Source organism: Flexivirga sp. YIM B11880, from assembly GCF_058148645.1.
Genome location: NZ_JBMAMH010000005.1, coordinates 14,258 through 29,727 on the forward strand (window position 1 = coordinate 14,258; position 15,470 = coordinate 29,727).

The 15,470-nt window shown below is 69.8% G+C and carries 14 protein-coding genes and 1 tRNA gene; 8 read left to right on the top strand and 7 right to left on the bottom strand.

Annotated elements, in window-relative coordinates; genetic code table 11:
- Positions 1-54: 54 nt before the first annotated feature.
- A complete protein-coding gene (locus ACN8HC_RS09250; protein WP_490074542.1) occupies positions 55-1,053 on the bottom strand; it encodes a LacI family DNA-binding transcriptional regulator in 999 nt (332 codons plus the stop codon).
- 227 nt (positions 1,054-1,280) lie between these two features.
- On the opposite strand from ACN8HC_RS09250, the gene uxaC reads away from it, so the two are divergent.
- From uxaC to ACN8HC_RS09270, 4 genes are all read left to right on the top strand, one after another.
- The gene (uxaC, locus tag ACN8HC_RS09255) at positions 1,281-2,717 is read left to right on the top strand and encodes a glucuronate isomerase (RefSeq protein WP_490074543.1); all 1,437 of its coding nucleotides are present in this window, start codon (positions 1,281-1,283) and stop codon (positions 2,715-2,717) included.
- A 28-nt stretch (positions 2,718-2,745) separates the two neighbouring features.
- Positions 2,746-3,972 (top strand): D-mannonate dehydratase ManD, encoded by a 1,227-nt coding sequence (manD, locus tag ACN8HC_RS09260; RefSeq protein ID WP_490074544.1) that lies wholly within the window; start codon positions 2,746-2,748, stop codon positions 3,970-3,972.
- The gene (locus ACN8HC_RS09265; protein WP_490074545.1) at positions 3,969-5,507 is read left to right on the top strand and encodes a UxaA family hydrolase; all 1,539 of its coding nucleotides are present in this window, start codon (positions 3,969-3,971) and stop codon (positions 5,505-5,507) included. Before manD ends, ACN8HC_RS09265 begins: the two co-directional genes overlap by 4 nt.
- 209 nt (positions 5,508-5,716) lie before the next feature.
- Positions 5,717-6,808 (top strand): ScyD/ScyE family protein, encoded by a 1,092-nt coding sequence (locus tag ACN8HC_RS09270; RefSeq protein WP_490074546.1) that lies wholly within the window; start codon positions 5,717-5,719, stop codon positions 6,806-6,808.
- Positions 6,809-7,100: 292 nt separating this feature from the next.
- Here the strand turns inward: ACN8HC_RS09270 and ACN8HC_RS09275 are convergent.
- Positions 7,101-7,174, bottom strand: a tRNA-Leu gene (locus tag ACN8HC_RS09275).
- Between the two features lie 112 nt (positions 7,175-7,286).
- Here ACN8HC_RS09275 and ACN8HC_RS09280 point away from each other — a divergent pair.
- Positions 7,287-8,018, top strand: a complete 732-nt coding sequence (locus tag ACN8HC_RS09280) for a helix-turn-helix transcriptional regulator (protein ID WP_490074547.1) — start codon at positions 7,287-7,289, stop codon at positions 8,016-8,018.
- Here ACN8HC_RS09280 and ACN8HC_RS09285 read toward each other — a convergent pair.
- The 5 genes from ACN8HC_RS09285 to eno form a co-directional block, all read right to left on the bottom strand.
- A complete protein-coding gene (locus ACN8HC_RS09285; RefSeq protein ID WP_490074548.1) occupies positions 8,010-8,273 on the bottom strand; it encodes a WhiB family transcriptional regulator in 264 nt (87 codons plus the stop codon). The genes ACN8HC_RS09280 and ACN8HC_RS09285 overlap by 9 nt on opposite strands.
- Before the next feature lie 101 nt (positions 8,274-8,374).
- Positions 8,375-9,310, bottom strand: coding sequence for a Ppx/GppA phosphatase family protein (locus tag ACN8HC_RS09290; RefSeq protein WP_490074549.1), 936 nt, complete (start codon positions 9,308-9,310; stop codon positions 8,375-8,377).
- Complete coding sequence (locus tag ACN8HC_RS09295) at positions 9,307-9,822, bottom strand: DUF501 domain-containing protein (protein ID WP_490074550.1); 516 nt, start codon at positions 9,820-9,822, stop codon at positions 9,307-9,309. Before ACN8HC_RS09295 ends, ACN8HC_RS09290 begins: the two co-directional genes overlap by 4 nt.
- A 7-nt stretch (positions 9,823-9,829) precedes the next feature.
- A complete protein-coding gene (locus ACN8HC_RS09300; RefSeq protein WP_490074551.1) occupies positions 9,830-10,348 on the bottom strand; it encodes an FtsB family cell division protein in 519 nt (172 codons plus the stop codon).
- A gap of 28 nt (positions 10,349-10,376) precedes the next feature.
- Positions 10,377-11,657, bottom strand: coding sequence for a phosphopyruvate hydratase (eno, locus tag ACN8HC_RS09305; RefSeq protein WP_490074552.1), 1,281 nt, complete (start codon positions 11,655-11,657; stop codon positions 10,377-10,379).
- Between the two features lie 282 nt (positions 11,658-11,939).
- Here eno and ACN8HC_RS09310 point away from each other — a divergent pair, with 282 nt between their 5' ends.
- Genes ACN8HC_RS09310 through ACN8HC_RS09320 form a run of 3 tightly spaced genes read left to right on the top strand, consistent with a single transcriptional unit; the run spans position 11,940 to position 15,437 of the window.
- Positions 11,940-12,668, top strand: a complete 729-nt coding sequence (locus tag ACN8HC_RS09310) for a hypothetical protein (RefSeq protein WP_490074553.1) — start codon at positions 11,940-11,942, stop codon at positions 12,666-12,668.
- On the top strand, positions 12,668-14,782 hold the full coding sequence (locus ACN8HC_RS09315) for a sensor histidine kinase (protein WP_490074554.1): 2,115 nt from the start codon (positions 12,668-12,670) through the stop codon (positions 14,780-14,782). The genes ACN8HC_RS09310 and ACN8HC_RS09315 overlap by 1 nt, the downstream gene beginning before the upstream one ends.
- Entirely contained in the window at positions 14,775-15,437 is a 663-nt protein-coding gene (locus ACN8HC_RS09320; RefSeq protein ID WP_490074555.1) for a response regulator transcription factor, read from the top strand. The genes ACN8HC_RS09315 and ACN8HC_RS09320 overlap by 8 nt, the downstream gene beginning before the upstream one ends.
- Positions 15,438-15,470: the final 33 nt, after the last annotated feature.

Here is a 15,470-nt window from a genome sequence, read left to right on the forward strand (position 1 = left end):
TTCGCTCCTTGAGTGCTTCGCGGGCGTGAGGCTCACGGCCGCTGTGAGGCAGGCTCAGTGGCGCGGAGGCGGCACCGAGGTGGACTGCCGGACGACCAGCTGGACCGGCAGGTCTTCCGTGGAACTGGGCCGGTTGGCACCGGTCATGAGATCGACCAGCCGGTCGACGGCCGCATACCCGACCTTGCGGAGCGGCGAGCGCACGGTGGTCAGCCCGGGCGAGACCAGGGTCGCGACGTTGACGTCGTCGATGCCCATAACCGACAGCTCCTCGGGCACCCGGATGCCCCGCACGTGCAGACGGGCGAGCAGGCCGAGGCCGACAAGGTCGTTGTAGGCCAGGGCAGCGGTCGCGCCGGAGGCGACGACGACGTCCGCGGCGGATTGGCCGCCGTCGAAATTGGGTGCGTAGGAGCCGACCTTGCTGACCTCGAGGTCGTCGAAGGTGGGTGCCAGTCGCTCGATGGCGCCCCAGCGCTTCTGGTTGGACCAGGACTTCTCCGGTCCGCCGACGTAGGCGACCTTGCGATGACCGAGAGCGTGCAGGTGCTCCAGGGCCAGCCGGATGATCTCGGCGTCCTCGACGACGATCGAGGTCAGGCCCTCCCACTCGCGGTTGATCAGCACCATCATCGTCTGGTGCGCGACCGAGGCGATGTCGGACTCCGCCATACGCGGTGAGCACAGGACGAGGCCGTCCACCTGCTTCGACAACTGGTGCACCAGCTCGAGCTCGGTGCGGGTGTCCTCGTCGGAATCGGCGATGAACACCGAGTAGCCGGACGCCACCGCGCGGCTCTGGACGCTCTTGGTGATGGAGGCGAAGTAGGGGTTCTCCAGGTCGGGAACCACCAGCCCGATGTTGTGGGTCGTGCCCGTGATCAGGCCTCGTGCCGCCAGGTTGGGCTGGTAGCCGAGTTGCCGCGCCGCGTCGACGACGCGCTGCCGGGTCTCGGCGGCGACGGCCGTGTTGCCCGAGAGGGCCCGGGAAACCGTCGACGCCGAGACGCCCGCAGCCTTGGCCACGTCGTGCACGGTGATGGATGGCGCCACGGGCAACCTCCTTGTCTGTGCGGTGAATCACAGCCTGCAATCGTGCCCACAACCACGTCAATCCCTGTTATCAAAACGTTATTAACAGATCCTTCCGTGTGACCCGGGCTGTCGCGCAAGGGCAGAAATCGGTTCTTATTGCACTGAATTGGCTCTTGAACTCTCGGTGCGACAGCGGCATAGTGTGCTCTGCAATCGTGTGCGAAAGATTTCATCGAAAGGTCGCAATGACTGAGCAGTGGCAGCTCGACCCCGATCGGGCACTCCCCGCCGACCCGACCACGCGGGGACTGGCGCGCACGATCTATCGGCACGCTGCGGCTCTTCCCCTGCTCTCGATGCACGGGCATGTCGATGTCGGCCTGTTCGCCGAGAATCAGCCGTTCGGGGATCCGGCGAAACTGCTCATCACGCCGGATCACTACCTCGTACGCATGCTCGTTTCGCAGGGGCACCGGCACGCCGACTTCGGTGTCCCCTACCGGGACGGAGACGCCGGCCAGGTGCCGGTCGAGCAGGACCCGCGCGCGATCTGGCGGCGCTTCTGCGAGAACTGGCACCTCTTCCGCGGCACGCCGACCCGCTTTTGGCTCGAACACGAGCTCGCCGAGATCTTCCAGCTGCCCGCGCCCCCGTCGGCGGCCAACGCGGACGCGCTCTACGACCAGCTGAGCGCCACGATCCAGCGCGACGACTTCCGGCCACTGGCCCTGCTCGACCGGATGAACGTCGAGATCCTCGCCACCACGGACTCGGCCCTCGCCGACCTCTCGGCACACGCCTGCCTGGCCGAGCAACTCGGGCCTGGCCGGATCGTGCCGACCTTCCGGCCCGACTCGCTGGTGCACGTCGGCCACCACACCTGGCGCAAGGAGGTCGACCGTCTCGCCGAGGTCGCCGACACCGACACTTCCGACTACCCGGGCTTCTTGGCAGCGCTGCGGATTCGGCGGCGCGCGTTCATCGCGGCCGGAGCCCGCGCCACCGACCACGGCCACCTGTCCGCGGACACCACGCCGCTGCCGGCCGAGGCGGCCGAGCGCATCTACCGGAACGCGCTGCGCGGTGACGTCGGCCCGGCCGACGCCGCCGCCTTCGCCGCGCACATGCTCTACCAGATGGCGGAGATGTCTGCCGAGGACGGCTTGGTGATGCAGCTGCACCCCGGTGTGCTGCGCAACCACAGCAGCGAGGTCTACCGGCTGCACGGACCCGACCAGGGTTTCGACATACCGGTCCGGGTGGAGTTCACCCGCAGCCTGCAGCCGGTGCTCGAGCGATTCGGGATGAGCAGCAGTTTCCGGTGCATCCTGTTCACCACCGACGAGACCGTCTACTCCCGCGAGCTCGCGCCGCTCGCCGGCGCCTATCCCTCCGTGCGGCTGGGCGCCCCGTGGTGGTTCCTGGACAGCCCGGAGCAGATGCGCCGCTTCCGCGAGTCTGCCGTGGAGACCGCCGGGTTCTACAACACCAGCGGATTTGTCGACGACACAAGGGCCTTCGCGTCGATCCCGGCACGTCACGACCTGTCCCGGCGCATCGACGCCGGTTATCTCGCCAGACTGGTGGCCGAGGGACGACTGTCCATGGAGGAGGCGCTCGAAACAATGGTCGACCTGGCACACCGTCTCGCCCGCACGGCATACGCCGCCCCGCAGCACTGACCGCGGCTGCGAAGCACGAAGGAGAAACATGGCAATCAAGTCCGCCGAGGTGCTGGTGACCAGCCCGGGACGCAACTTCGTCACTCTGCGGCTCACGACCGGGGACGGCGTCACCGGCCTGGGTGACGCCACCCTCAACGGGCGTGAGCTCGCCGTCGCGTCATACCTGCGCGACCACGTCGCGCCGTTGCTCATCGGTCGCGACGAGGGACAGATCGAGGACATCTGGCAGTACCTCTACCGGGGCGCCTACTGGCGACGCGGTCCCGTCACCATGGCTGCGATCGCAGCAGTCGACGTCGCGCTCTGGGACATCAAGGCGAAAACCGCTGGTATGCCGCTCTATCAGCTGCTCGGTGGCCGGTCCCGCCGTGGCTGCCTGGCCTACGGGCATGCCTCGGGCAGCAGCCTGGACGCGCTCTTCACCTCCATCCGCAACCACCTGGAGCAGGGCTACCGCGCCATCCGGGTGCAGACCGGTGTGCCCGGCCTCGGCCAGGTCTACGGCGTCGCCACCGACCAGCAGCCGGGGCAGCGTTACGACTACGAACCGGCCAAGCGGCAGCCGCTGCCCGCGGAGGAGAGCTGGGACACGCGCGCCTATCTCCGGCACGTGCCAACGGTTTTCGAGGCGGTGCGCGCGGAGTTCGGCCCCGAGCTGCCGCTGCTGCACGACGGACACCACCGCATGTCGCCCAACGAAGCCGCGATCCTCGGCAAGCGGCTCGAGCCCTACGACCTCTTCTGGCTGGAGGACTGCACGCCCGGCGAGAACCAGGAGGCGCTGCGCCGCGTCCGCTCGCAGACGACGACTCCTCTGGCCATCGGCGAGGTCTTCAACTCGGTCTTCGACTACCAGACCCTGATCACCGAACAACTCATCGACTACGTGCGGTCCGCCGTCACTCACACCGGTGGCATCACGGCGCTGAAGAAGCTGATGGACTTTGCCTCGATCTACCAGATCAAGTCCGGCTTCCACGGCCCCACGGACATCTCTCCCGTCGGCCAGGCGGCACAGCTGCATCTCGGTATCGCGCTGCACAACTTCGGGATTCAGGAGTACATGCAGCACTCGGCGGACACCCGGGGCGTCTTTCGCACCAGCTACACCTTCACCGACGGGCTGCTCGATCCGGGTGAATCACCAGGCCTGGGAGTGGAATACGACGACGAAGCGGCCGGGTCGTTCGGCTACACACCGGCCTACCTTCCGGTCAACCGGAAGCTCGACGGCACGGTGCACGACTGGTGACGACCGACGCGAGCGCCGGGCTGCTCCTGCTCGCGGCCGGTGACGACGTAGCGGTGGCCACGCGCGACTTGGCCGCCGGCGAACAGGTCGCCGTCCCCACGCACGGGACGCTCACCGTGCGGTCCTCAATACCCTGCGGGCACAAGGTCGCCGTCAGGGCCGTCCCCGCCGGCGGTGCGGTGCGCAAGTATGCCGCGACAATCGGCGCAGCGTCGATCCCGATCCAGCAGGGCGACCACGTGCACGTGCACAACCTGAGCATCTCCGCCGCCGACGAGCCGCACGAGTTCGGCACCGATCGCCACACCCTCACGCAGCCGGCCGGGGAGCGGCCGAGCTTCCTCGGCTACCTCCGCGCGGACGGCCGGGTCGGAACCCGCAATTTCATCGGCATCCTGACCTCGGTCAACTGCTCGGCGAGCACCGCACGGATGATCGCCGAGCAGTTCCGCGGCCCCGTGCTCGACGCCTACCCGCAGGTGGACGGTGTCGTCGCGCTCACCCATCGCAGCGGCTGCGGCCTGGTCACCGAGAGCGAGGGCGCGCGCATCCTGCTGCGCACCCTGCAGGGCTACGCCACGCACCCCAACATCGCCGGGCTGCTCGTGGTCGGTCTCGGCTGCGAGATGCTGCAGTCGTCATACCTGCTCGACTCCGCCGCCATTCCCCCGTCGACACTCGTGGAGCACCTGGTGATCCAGGATGCCGGCGGCATTCGCCGCATGGTTCGCGCAGGGGTGGAGAAGATCACAGCGATGCTGCAGCCCATCAACGAGCTGCGGCGGGTGCCGTGCGACGTCTCGAAGCTCGTCCTCGGGCTCAATTGTGGTGGCTCTGACGGCTTTTCGGGCATCACGGCCAATCCGGCGCTCGGTGTCGCCTCCGACCGGCTGGTCGCGTACGGCGGCACCTCCATCCTCGGCGAGACCCCGGAAGTCCACGGCGCCGAAGGCTTGCTCACCCGCCGCGCGGTGTCCGAGGCGGTCGGCCGCAAGCTGCTGGACCGGCTGGACTGGTGGCGCACCTACACGGCCGCCGGCGGCGGCACGATGGACAACAACCCCTCCCCCGGCAACAAGGCCGGCGGCCTCACGACCATCCTGGAGAAGTCGCTGGGCGCGGTCGCCAAAGGCGGTCACGCGGATCTCACCGAGGTCGTCGAGTATGCCGAGCGGCCGGCGGGCGCCGGTCTCGTCTTCATGGACACTCCCGGCTACGACCCGGTCTCGGTCACGGGCATTGTGGCGGGCGGCGCCACGGTCGTGTGTTTCACCACCGGCCGCGGGTCGGTCTTCGGGTGCAAGCCGGTGCCCAGCATCAAGCTCTCCACGAGCACCAACCTCTACCGCCGGATGCCGGAGGACATCGACCTCAACTGCGGGACGATCATCGACGGCACCGACACGCTGGCCGGCGTCGGAGACAAGATCTTCGACCGCATCCTTGCCGTCGCCTCGGGACGGCAGACGGTCAGTGAGGAGCTCGACCTCGGTCAGGAGGAGTTCGTGCCCTGGCAGCTCGGCGCGGTCACCTGAGCCGACCACACACAAAAGCGCCGACGACGCATGAAATCACCGGAAGCCGGGGCGCACTGCAATTAGTCCGCCCCACTGCGTGACGACGGGCATGCTGGCCGCGAGGATTCCTGCCCCGGAATCCGGAAGTCTCTCACGGGTGTATCCAGGGTCGCCGTCCGAGGGAATGGAGTGACCCGCTACGTCAGGCGGGTCGGATCGGAGGACCCATGCGTCATGTGCGCTCGCTCGTCGTCGGCTGTCTCGCCGCCGGCCTTTCCGTCACGGTGCCGGGCGTCGCCTCGGCCCACCCACAACCAAAACCCACGCCGCGGACCCTGTCCACCGCCGTGGGCGCGCCGTTCAATCTGGAGGTCGCCTCCGGCCGCGTGCTGGTCGCCGACGGGGGCGCCGGCCTGGTCGGTGCCCTCCGCAAGGGCGGCGAGGTGAGCCCCGTCGTCTCCGATGTGCCGGGCGCCTCCGGCGTCGCGGTTCACGGCAGTCGGCTGGCCTACACCTCGACGGTCACCGACCCGGAAACCATGGAGAACTCGGCGTCCGGTCTGCACATCCGAGGGTGGCACGGCGGCACGACATACGCCGACCTGACGGCATACGAAGCACGACACAACCCCGACGGCAACATCCACTACGGTCCCCGCAGCAACGACCCGTGCGTCACGGGCGTGGTCGGCCCGCGTTATACCGGACTGCTTGACTCGCACGCATATTCGGTCGCGAGTTACGGGCGCGGCTGGCTGGTGGCCGATGCCGGCGCGAACGACCTGCTCTCGGTCAGCGACAGCGGCCGGGTCAGCACCGTCGCAACCTTCCCGGCGCAACCGACCAAGCTCACGCAGGCGGCGGTCGACGCGCTCGGCATGCCGCAGTGCATGGTCGGCGTGACCTACGACTTCGAGGCAGTGCCCACCGACGTCGAGGTCGGGCCGGGCGGGACCATCTACGTCACTACACTGCCGGGCGGTCCCGAGGGGCCGGAGTTGGGCGCTCGCGGTTCGCTGTGGAAGGTGAATCCGCGCACCCACCAGGTCAATCGGATCGCCACCGGCTTCGCCGGCGCGACCAACCTGGCAATCGGCAAGCACGGCAGGATCTACGTCGCCGAGCTCTTCGGCGGCAAGATCTCGGTCGTGAACCGCGGACGGGTGTCCACCCTGCTCAACCTGCCGGGCGTCGTCTCGGTCGAAACTGCCCGGAACGGCACGATCTACGCCGGCACGATGGGCGCCGACGAGTCGACGCCCGGCAGCATCGTCCAGATCGTCAACGGCCGGATCCACTCGCACCAGAAAGTGCGCTGAGCGGGTAGGTCGGTGGGAGGCAAACCCCTGGAGCCCTCCCGCCGGCCTGCCTTCACCGCTCCGACAACGCCGCCTGGATCTCGCGAATCCTCTCCGCGAGCACGCCGGAGGCGAGCAGTCCCGACCCCAGCGGTCCGGCCGGATCACTCCCCAGCGCAGGCAGCTGCCAAGCGTCGTCCGCGCCTCCGGGCTCAGGTGCGCGAGCTGCCGGCCGACCTCAGCTTGCCTCGCATCGTGGTGTTCCGGCGCCGACAGCCGATGCGACGTGGCCGGGTCGAGTCGTCCCCTGTCGTGCCCCCGACGGGACTCGAACCCGCACTCCAGCGATTTTAAGTCGCCTGCCTCTGCCAATTGGGCTACGAGGGCGAGAGCCAGCGTACGCGGGCCGCAAAACTGCGACAGGGTGTGGTCTGCACCAGTGTGGGCATGTTTTTCACAGGTGGATCAATAAATACTGCTCGTGTGCCACTATGAGGAGGTGGAACGCCAGCAACTGCTCCGGCCGGACGCGCCGGCGGCTCCCGTCCTCGGCGACCGCCGCACCCAGGTGCTCTCCGCCCTGCGCGCAGCGGACGGCGCGTCGTCGGTGACCGACATCGCGCAGCGTGTCGGCCTCCACCCCAACACCGCACGCTTCCACCTCGACGGCCTCGTCGAGCAGGGTCTGGCGCAGCGCGAGACCGAGCAGCGGGAGGCGCCCGGTCGGCCCCGGGCGCTCTACCGGCCCAGGGCGGACAGCACTCACACCGGTCGCCGCAGTTACCGGTTGCTTGCCGAGATCCTCAGCAGTTACCTCGCCACGCAGACCGCCCGACCGGGCGATGCGGCACGGCACGCGGGCGAGGCGTGGGGACGATTCCTCACCGAGCGTCCGGCGCCGTTCCGGACCGTCGACACGGACATCGCGACGGAGCAACTCGTCACACTGCTGGACGAGATCGGTTTCGCACCGGAGGCGGTCACAGCGCCAAGCGGTCCCGAGATCCGGCTGCACCGGTGCCCGTTCCTCGAGGTCGCTCAAGAGCATCGCGAGGTGGTGTGTGCGGTCCACCTCGGACTGATGCGCGGAGTGCTCGACGAACTCGACGCGCCGCTCGAAGTGACGCGGCTCGACCCCTTCGTCCAGCGGGACCTGTGTCTCACCCGGCTGGCGGAGACAAGCGTAGCGGGCCACCCGGCTCCCGTGGGACCGGCTGACGGCTCACGCTGATGCGCGCCGCGTTCGCGACCACCGCACGCGGCGTCGCTCGTCCTCGGTGAGGCCACCCCAGATGCCGGCGTCCTCGCCCCCGGCCAAGGCCGCGGCCAGGCACTCGGCGATCACCGGACAGGACCGGCAGATCGCCTTGGCCAGCTCCACCTGGTCCAGTGCCGGCCCCGTCGTGCCGACGGGGAAGAACAGTTCAGGGTCCTCCCCGCGGCAGGCCGCGCGCCGCCGCCAGTCACCCCACGTCTGTGCATCCATCACCCACCTCCGATGCCGCAGCTGCCTAATTGTTACAAGCGTAATAGTTTTTATTCGCCGGCAACAGGGCAACGACGGATGACGGCGCCACCGGGGGACGGTCAGGCCAGTCCGAGGGCGATGCCGTCGAGGATGTCGTGCTCGCTCGCGAGAACGGTGTCGATGCCGGCGGCGGCGCTCACCCGCTCGACGACCGTGCGCCAGATCAGTGCACCGGACCCGATGACGTCGACCCGTCCCGGGTGCATGTAGCCCAGGGCCGCGCGCTCCGCCCGGGTCGCGTGCAGCAGCGCGTCGCAGGAGCGCACGACCCGCTCGACCGGCAACGCAGTGCCGTGGATGCGCACCGGATCGTATGCCGTGAGGCCCAGCGCGTGCGCGGTGATCGTGGTCACCGAACCGGCCAGCCCGATGAGGGCGCCGGCACCCTCCAGCGGCACTGTGGCGGTGGCCTCGTCGATCGCGGCATTGATCTCGCGCAGTGCTGCCTCGATCTCGGCGTCGGTCGGCGGATCGGCGTGCAGGTGTCGCTCGGTGAAGCGGACACAGCCGATGTTGACCGACCGGGCGGTGTCGACGTGGTCGGTGCCGAGGACGAACTCGGTCGATCCGCCGCCCAGGTCCACCACCAGGTATGGCGCAGGGGTCGACGCGTCCGCGACGCTCGTCGCTCCACGGAAGCTGAGCCGCGCCTCCTCCTCGCCGGTGACGACCTCCGGCCGGACGCCGAACTCACGGAAGGCGGAGCCGATCCCATCGGTGAATTCCGCGGCGTTCTGTGCGTCACGCGATGCCGACGTGGCGACGAAGCGGACGCGCTCGACGTGCTGGGCGAGACACTGCTCGGCATACTTCTCGGCGACGCGGAGCGTCCGCTCCATGGCCTCCGGCGCGATCCGGCCGCTGACGTCGACGCCCTGGCCGAGCCGGACGATCTCCATGGTGCGCACGACATCGGTCAGGGACCGTCCGTCGGTGTCGGCGATCAACAACCGGATCGAGTTGGTGCCGCAGTCCACGGCGGCGACTCGAGTCATGGGCGCTCCGGGGACGCGCAGCAGCCGCCCTCCCACCAAGCCGGCAGCGCCGAAAGCGCTTCGTCTCCAAGGGGATTGACGCCCGGACCGACCGCCATCGAGTGCGCAACCAGCACATGGAGACACTTGACACGGTCGGGCATGCCGCCGGCCGAGATGCCGGCGATCTCGGGCACCTCCCCGAGCTCGGCACGCCGCCGCAGGTAGTCCTCATGGGCCGCCCGGTAGGCGGCGGCGAGGTCCGGGTCGGTGGCAAGACGGTCGGTCATCTCGCGCATCAGCCCCTCGGACTCCAACGTGCCGATCGCGCCGGTCAGCCGCGGACAGGTGGCGTAGAAGGTCGTGGGGAACGGTGTCCCGTCCGGCAGTCGGGGCATCGTGCGGACCACCGCGGGACAACCGCACGGGCAGCGTGCCGCGATCTCGACGACACCGCGCGGCAGCCGGCCCAATTGACGTTCGACGGCCGCGAGATCTGCCGGGTCCACGGCGTGGGACGAGGACTGCGTCATGGAGGGTTCAGTGCTCACCGGACGCGACGACCGATTGCCAGAGCGTGCCGTACCAGGTCTGCGACTGCTTGGCCTTCGCCGCGGCGGCCGCGCTGGGCTTGGCGTCGGTGACGTAGACGGTCAGCGTCTGGCCCGGCTTGGCGAAGCCGAGTCGCCGGCCGGCCTGCGCCTCGACATACTTCGGGTCGCCCCACTTCGCCTTCTCGGCCTGCAACGAAGCGACGTTCGCCTGCTGCGCGGCGACCTGCGCCTGCAGCTTGGCCACCTGGTGCCGCTGCGAGAGGTAGGAGCGGACGGTCGGCGCGATGACGACGGCGAGGAACACGATCAGCGCCCCGACCACCGCCAGGCGGCGCATGGATCGGGGCGACCGTGACGAACGGACCGCCCGGCTGGACCGGGCCTTGGCCGACGCCGTGCGCACCGTCGTGCTGCGCGCAGCGGTGCTGGTCCGGCGCCGCCCGGTGGCCGGGCGGGACGTCGCGCGCGACCGACCTGCTGAGGTCTGGCGCGAATCGCGTGTCACAACAAGGCCTTTCGTCGTCCCCGGTCAGTCAGGCTCGAAAGCGCGGGAAGGCGCTCGCGCCGGCGTAAACCGCGGCGTCGTCCAGCTCTTCCTCGATGCGCAATAGCTGGTTGTATTTGGCGACGCGGTCGGAGCGAGCCGGCGCACCGGTCTTGATCTGGCCGCAGTTGGTCGCGACCGCCAGGTCGGCGATCGTGGTGTCCTCGGTCTCGCCGGAGCGGTGGCTCATCATGCAGCGGAAGCCGTTGCTCTGCGCCAGCGTGACCGCATCGAGGGTCTCGGTCAGCGTGCCGATCTGGTTGACCTTGATCAGGACCGCGTTGGCCGCGGCGGAGTCGATGGCGCGCCGGATCTTGGCGGGGTTGGTCACGAAGATGTCGTCGCCGACGATCTGCACCTTGTCGCCGAGCTCGCGGGTGAGCTTGGCGTAACCCTCCCAGTCCGACTCGTCCAACGGATCCTCCACGGAGACGAGCGGATAGGACGCGACGAGATCCGCGTAGTAGGCGGTCATCTCCTCGGCCGACTTGGTCGTGCCCTCGAAGCGATAGGAGCCGTCCTCGTAGAACTCGCTCGCGGCAGCGTCCATCGCGAGCGCGATGTCCTTGCCGGGCGTGTAACCGGCGGCCTTGATGGCGTCCAGGATCAGGTCGAGGGCGGCCCGATTCGACTCCAGGTTGGGCGCGAAACCGCCCTCGTCGCCCAGGCCGGTCGACAGGCCGCGGTCCTGCAGCACCTTCTTGAGCGCGTGGTAGACCTCGGCGCCCCACCGCAGCGCCTCCCGGAAAGAGCCGGCGCCGATCGGCGCGATCATGAACTCCTGGATGTCGACATTGGAGTCGGCGTGCGCGCCACCGTTGAGGATGTTCATCATCGGTACCGGCAGCAGGTGGGCGTTGGGCCCTCCGACGTAGCGGAACAGCGGCAGGTCGGCCGACTCGGCGGCGGCCTGCGCCACCGCGAGGCTGACCCCGAGGATCGCGTTGGCGCCGATCCGGCCCTTGTTGTCGGTGCCGTCGATGCCGATCATCTCCTGGTCGACGAGGCGCTGCTCGCTGGCGTCGTAGCCGAGCACGTGGGGCGCGATCTCCTCGGCGACCGCGTCGACGGCGTCCTGGACGCCCTTCCCGCCATACCGCTTCTTGTCGCCGTCGCGGCGCTCGACCGCTTCGTACTGGCCGGTGCTCGCACCGGACGGGACTGCCGCGCGACCGACCGTGCCGTCGTCGAGCGCGACCTCGACCTCGACGGTCGGGTTGCCGCGGGAGTCGAGGATCTCGCGGGCGAGCAGGGCGTCAATCGTGGCCACTGGGCAGTCTCCTGGCACATTCGTCGGGACGTGGGCGACAGGCGTGATGCCCGCGCTGCGTGCCCCAGACTATCGCCGCCGCCCCCGCATCCACGGAACGACTCGCGTTCCGGACGGTCCGGCACCGGTGGGCCATCGGCGAGACAGCACGGACAGTCACCACAGCTCCCGACAGAGCAGGACCGGGATGTCCCGGCAGGTCTGCCCCGTCGTCCCTGCCGTCCGGGACGCCAAGCCCGCCAATCTCGGGTCATCGCAACGAAATCCCGAAAGGAGCCCGCGATGACCACCTCCACCACCACCCATCACCCCGTCCGCTCGGACGTCCCGTCCGAGCGTGTCGTGCGACCCGAGGACCCGCCGACCCATGGCAGCCGCCGCTGGGCGCTGGCCGGCATCGGCGCCGGCCTCGCCGGCGTCGGCACCATCGTGACCTCCTCGATGGTCAACGGTGTCTACGACGAGAACCTGGTCGGCAAGCCGGAGCTGATCGCCGAGAAGATCGGCTCACAGACCGGAGCGATGTTCGCCTTCCACTCGATCACCGTCATCGGTGCGCTGCTGATGGTCGCCTTCGCGGCCGGCCTCTTCAATCGGCTGCGCGCGACCGTCGGCGCCAGCAGTGCGGCGGTCGTCGCGCTCGCCGGCTGGATCGGCACCGCGGTCGTGATGATCCTCGGCAGTGGTCTGGACACCGAGTTCATGATGAGCCTGTCCGCCGACGACAAGTCCGTCGACAGCTACAACGTCGCGCTCTACAACCACTGGATCGGCACGATCCCGTGGGTGTGGTGCCTGGCCGGGCTGTCCGGTCTGGCGCTGTTCACGATCGCGCGGCGCACCGGTGTGCCGCGCTGGATCGGCGGCGTCGGACTCGTGCTCGGTGGACTCACCACCCTGCTGGGCGTCTCGCCGTTGGAATACATGGCGGGCGTCAGCGGTGTGCTGATGCTCCTCATCACCGCCGTCGGGTTCACGGTGGGCGACCGCGAGTTCCGCGGGACCCGCTGATGCCGGAAACCGCAGCGCGCGCCGCGATCCGGCACGACAATGTCCGGGTGCCGGATCCGGGTCCCCACCTGCGCAGCACCCCGGCCGCCCGCGTGGCGGCCGGGGTCGCGGTGCTGCTCGGCCTAGCCACCGTCGCGGCTCTGATCGCGGCAGGATGGCTCGACTCGATCGCGCAGCAGACCGGACCGGCCGTCACACTCGCCGCCGGCGTCGGCTGGCCGGCGGCCCTCAACGGGGTGATCCTCGCCGCCCTGGCTGCAACGATCCTGCTGCATCAGCTGGGTCAGCGCCTGGGCTGGCTGATGCTGCTCCTCGGCGCTTTCTGGGCCCTCGACGGCTTCACCCAGTCCTACGTCCGTGCCGGACTGACGGAGCGGACGGCGTGGCCGGCCATGACAGCGGCGCTGTGGTTCTACAACCGGGCCGGCGCGTTCCTGCCGGTCGCCATCGCGGCGCTGCTGCTCTACTTCCCGACCGGACGACTGCTACCCGGACGGTGGGGTGTGGCCGGGCGGACGGCCCTGTCGGCCCTGGTCGCCTCGGCGTGCCTGGTGCTCGTCGCTCCGGCCGGCGCGCAGTTCGGCAGCCTCGCTGTTCCGAGCACCGTGGACCTCGACCCCACCTCGATCCCGGCGCTCGAGTCGGTGCCGGGGTTCGTTCCGATGGGCATCGGCATCGCGGGCTTCCTCGTGACGTTGCTGCTGGTCGTCGTGCGCTCTCAATGCTCCGACGGCGTGCTGCGCGATCGCATGCGCTGGCTGCTCTGGGGCGTCGTCGCGATCGTCGTGGCCCTCGTCGCCAGTGTCGCCGTCCACCTGCCGGGTCTCGACTACGTCGTGGTGTTCGTGGTGATGGTGCTGCCCGCCGGCGCGATGACCGTTGCCGTCGTCCGGCCCTCGGTGGTTCCCGTCCAGGACCTGCTCGCGCGCACCATCGTGCTCGCCGTCGTGGTGGCCGTGCTGGTCGCGGCCGACACGGTGATGCTGGCCCTGCTGACCCTGGCCCTCGACGACACGCTGACCCAGGCCCAGGTCGTCGCGGTGGTGCTCGCGGTGACCGTCCTGCTCTACAGCCCGCTCCGCCTGCGCCTCTCCGCGCTCGTCCGGCGGATGGCGCTGGGCCAGCGCGGCGACCGCTATGACGCGGTCGCGGGCCTTGCCTCGACGCTCGAGACGACGGACGACACCGCTGAACAGCTCGCGGTCGTCGCCCGGGCGGTCGCGCGGGCCTTCGGCGTGCGGTTCGTCAGCGTCGAGGTCGATCGAAGCCACGGCGAGCGCCTGGTGACGACATACGGACAACGGCCCGACCGGGTGCGCACGCTGCCCATCACCTACCGCGGCACCACGGCCGGCCGCCTCGTCCTGCCCGACCGCGGGCTGCGCAGCAGGCTGAGCGCGGCCGACGAGCGGCTGCTCGGAGATCTCGTCCGACAGGCCGCCACCGCCGCCCGCACCAGCCAACTCGCGGAGGAGGTCCAGCGCAGCCGGGAGCGGCTGGTGGCCGCCCGCGAGGAGGAGCGGCGCCGGATTCGCCGCGATCTGCACGACGGGCTCGGCCCGTCGCTCAGCGGGGTCGTCTTCCAGCTCGAGGCGGCCCGGCTCGCGGTGCCCACCGACCCGGCCGCCGCAACAGCACGGCTCGGGGCGATCAGCGAGCACGTCCAGGGCGTCGTCGCCGACGTGCGCCGCCTCGTGCACGACCTGCGGCCGCCCGCGCTCGACGACCGGGGGCTCGTGGGTGCGCTCCGGCAGCAGGCGGACCGTCTGGAGCTGCCGCTGGAAGTCGTCGCCCCTGAACTCGACGGACGGCTGCCGGCCGCGGTCGAGGTCGCGGCATACCGCATCGTCGGAGAGGCCCTGACCAACGTCGTCCGCCACGCCCGCGCCACCGCGGCACGACTCGAACTGCGCTTCGACGACGACACGCTTGTCGTCGAACTCGCGGACGACGGCATCGGCATCGACGCCGGCCGGCAGGCCGGAGTCGGCTTGGTGGCACTCCGCGAACGCGCCGCCGAACTCGGCGGCAATGCCGAGATCAGCTGCCCACCCGCAGGCGGCACACTCGTGCGTGCCCGCCTGCCCCTGACGAGGAGGCGCGTCGATGCCTGACGCCGGTCCGGTGATCCGGGTAGTGGTGGTCGACGATCACCAGATCGTGCGCGACGGGCTGGTCGCGCTGCTCGGCGCACTGGACGGCATCGAGGTCGTCGGCACGGCCGGCGACGGCCGCGAGGCCGTGCACGTGGTCGGTGAGACGAACCCGGACGTGGTGATGATGGACATTCAGATGCCGCAACTGGACGGCATCGAGGCGACCCGCTTCCTGGTGGGTCGTACACCGGACCTGCGAGTCGTCATGCTCACGATGAACGAGGACGACGACACGGTGCTCGGCGCGATCCGCGCCGGTGCGCGTGGCTACCTGCTCAAAGGCTCGGGCGCCGAGGAGGTGCAGCACGCGGTGCGCACCGCAGCCGGGGGCGCGATGGTCTTCGGGACGGGACTGGCCGAGCGGATCACCCGCCTGCTCGCCCGTGGCGCCGGTCCGCGGGCCGACGAAGAGCCGTTTCCGCAGCTCACCGAACGAGAGCGCGCGGTCCTGCGGATGATCGCCGCCGGACGGTCCAACGACGAGATCGCCACAGAGCTCTACGTCTCGAACAAGACCGTCCGCAACACCGCATCGGGCATCTATGCCAAGTTGCAGGCGACCGGTCGGGTCGACGCCATCGTCAAGGCACGCGAAGCGGGGTATGGCGCCTGACGCTCGCGCTCCGCGCACAAGGCGCGACGGTTG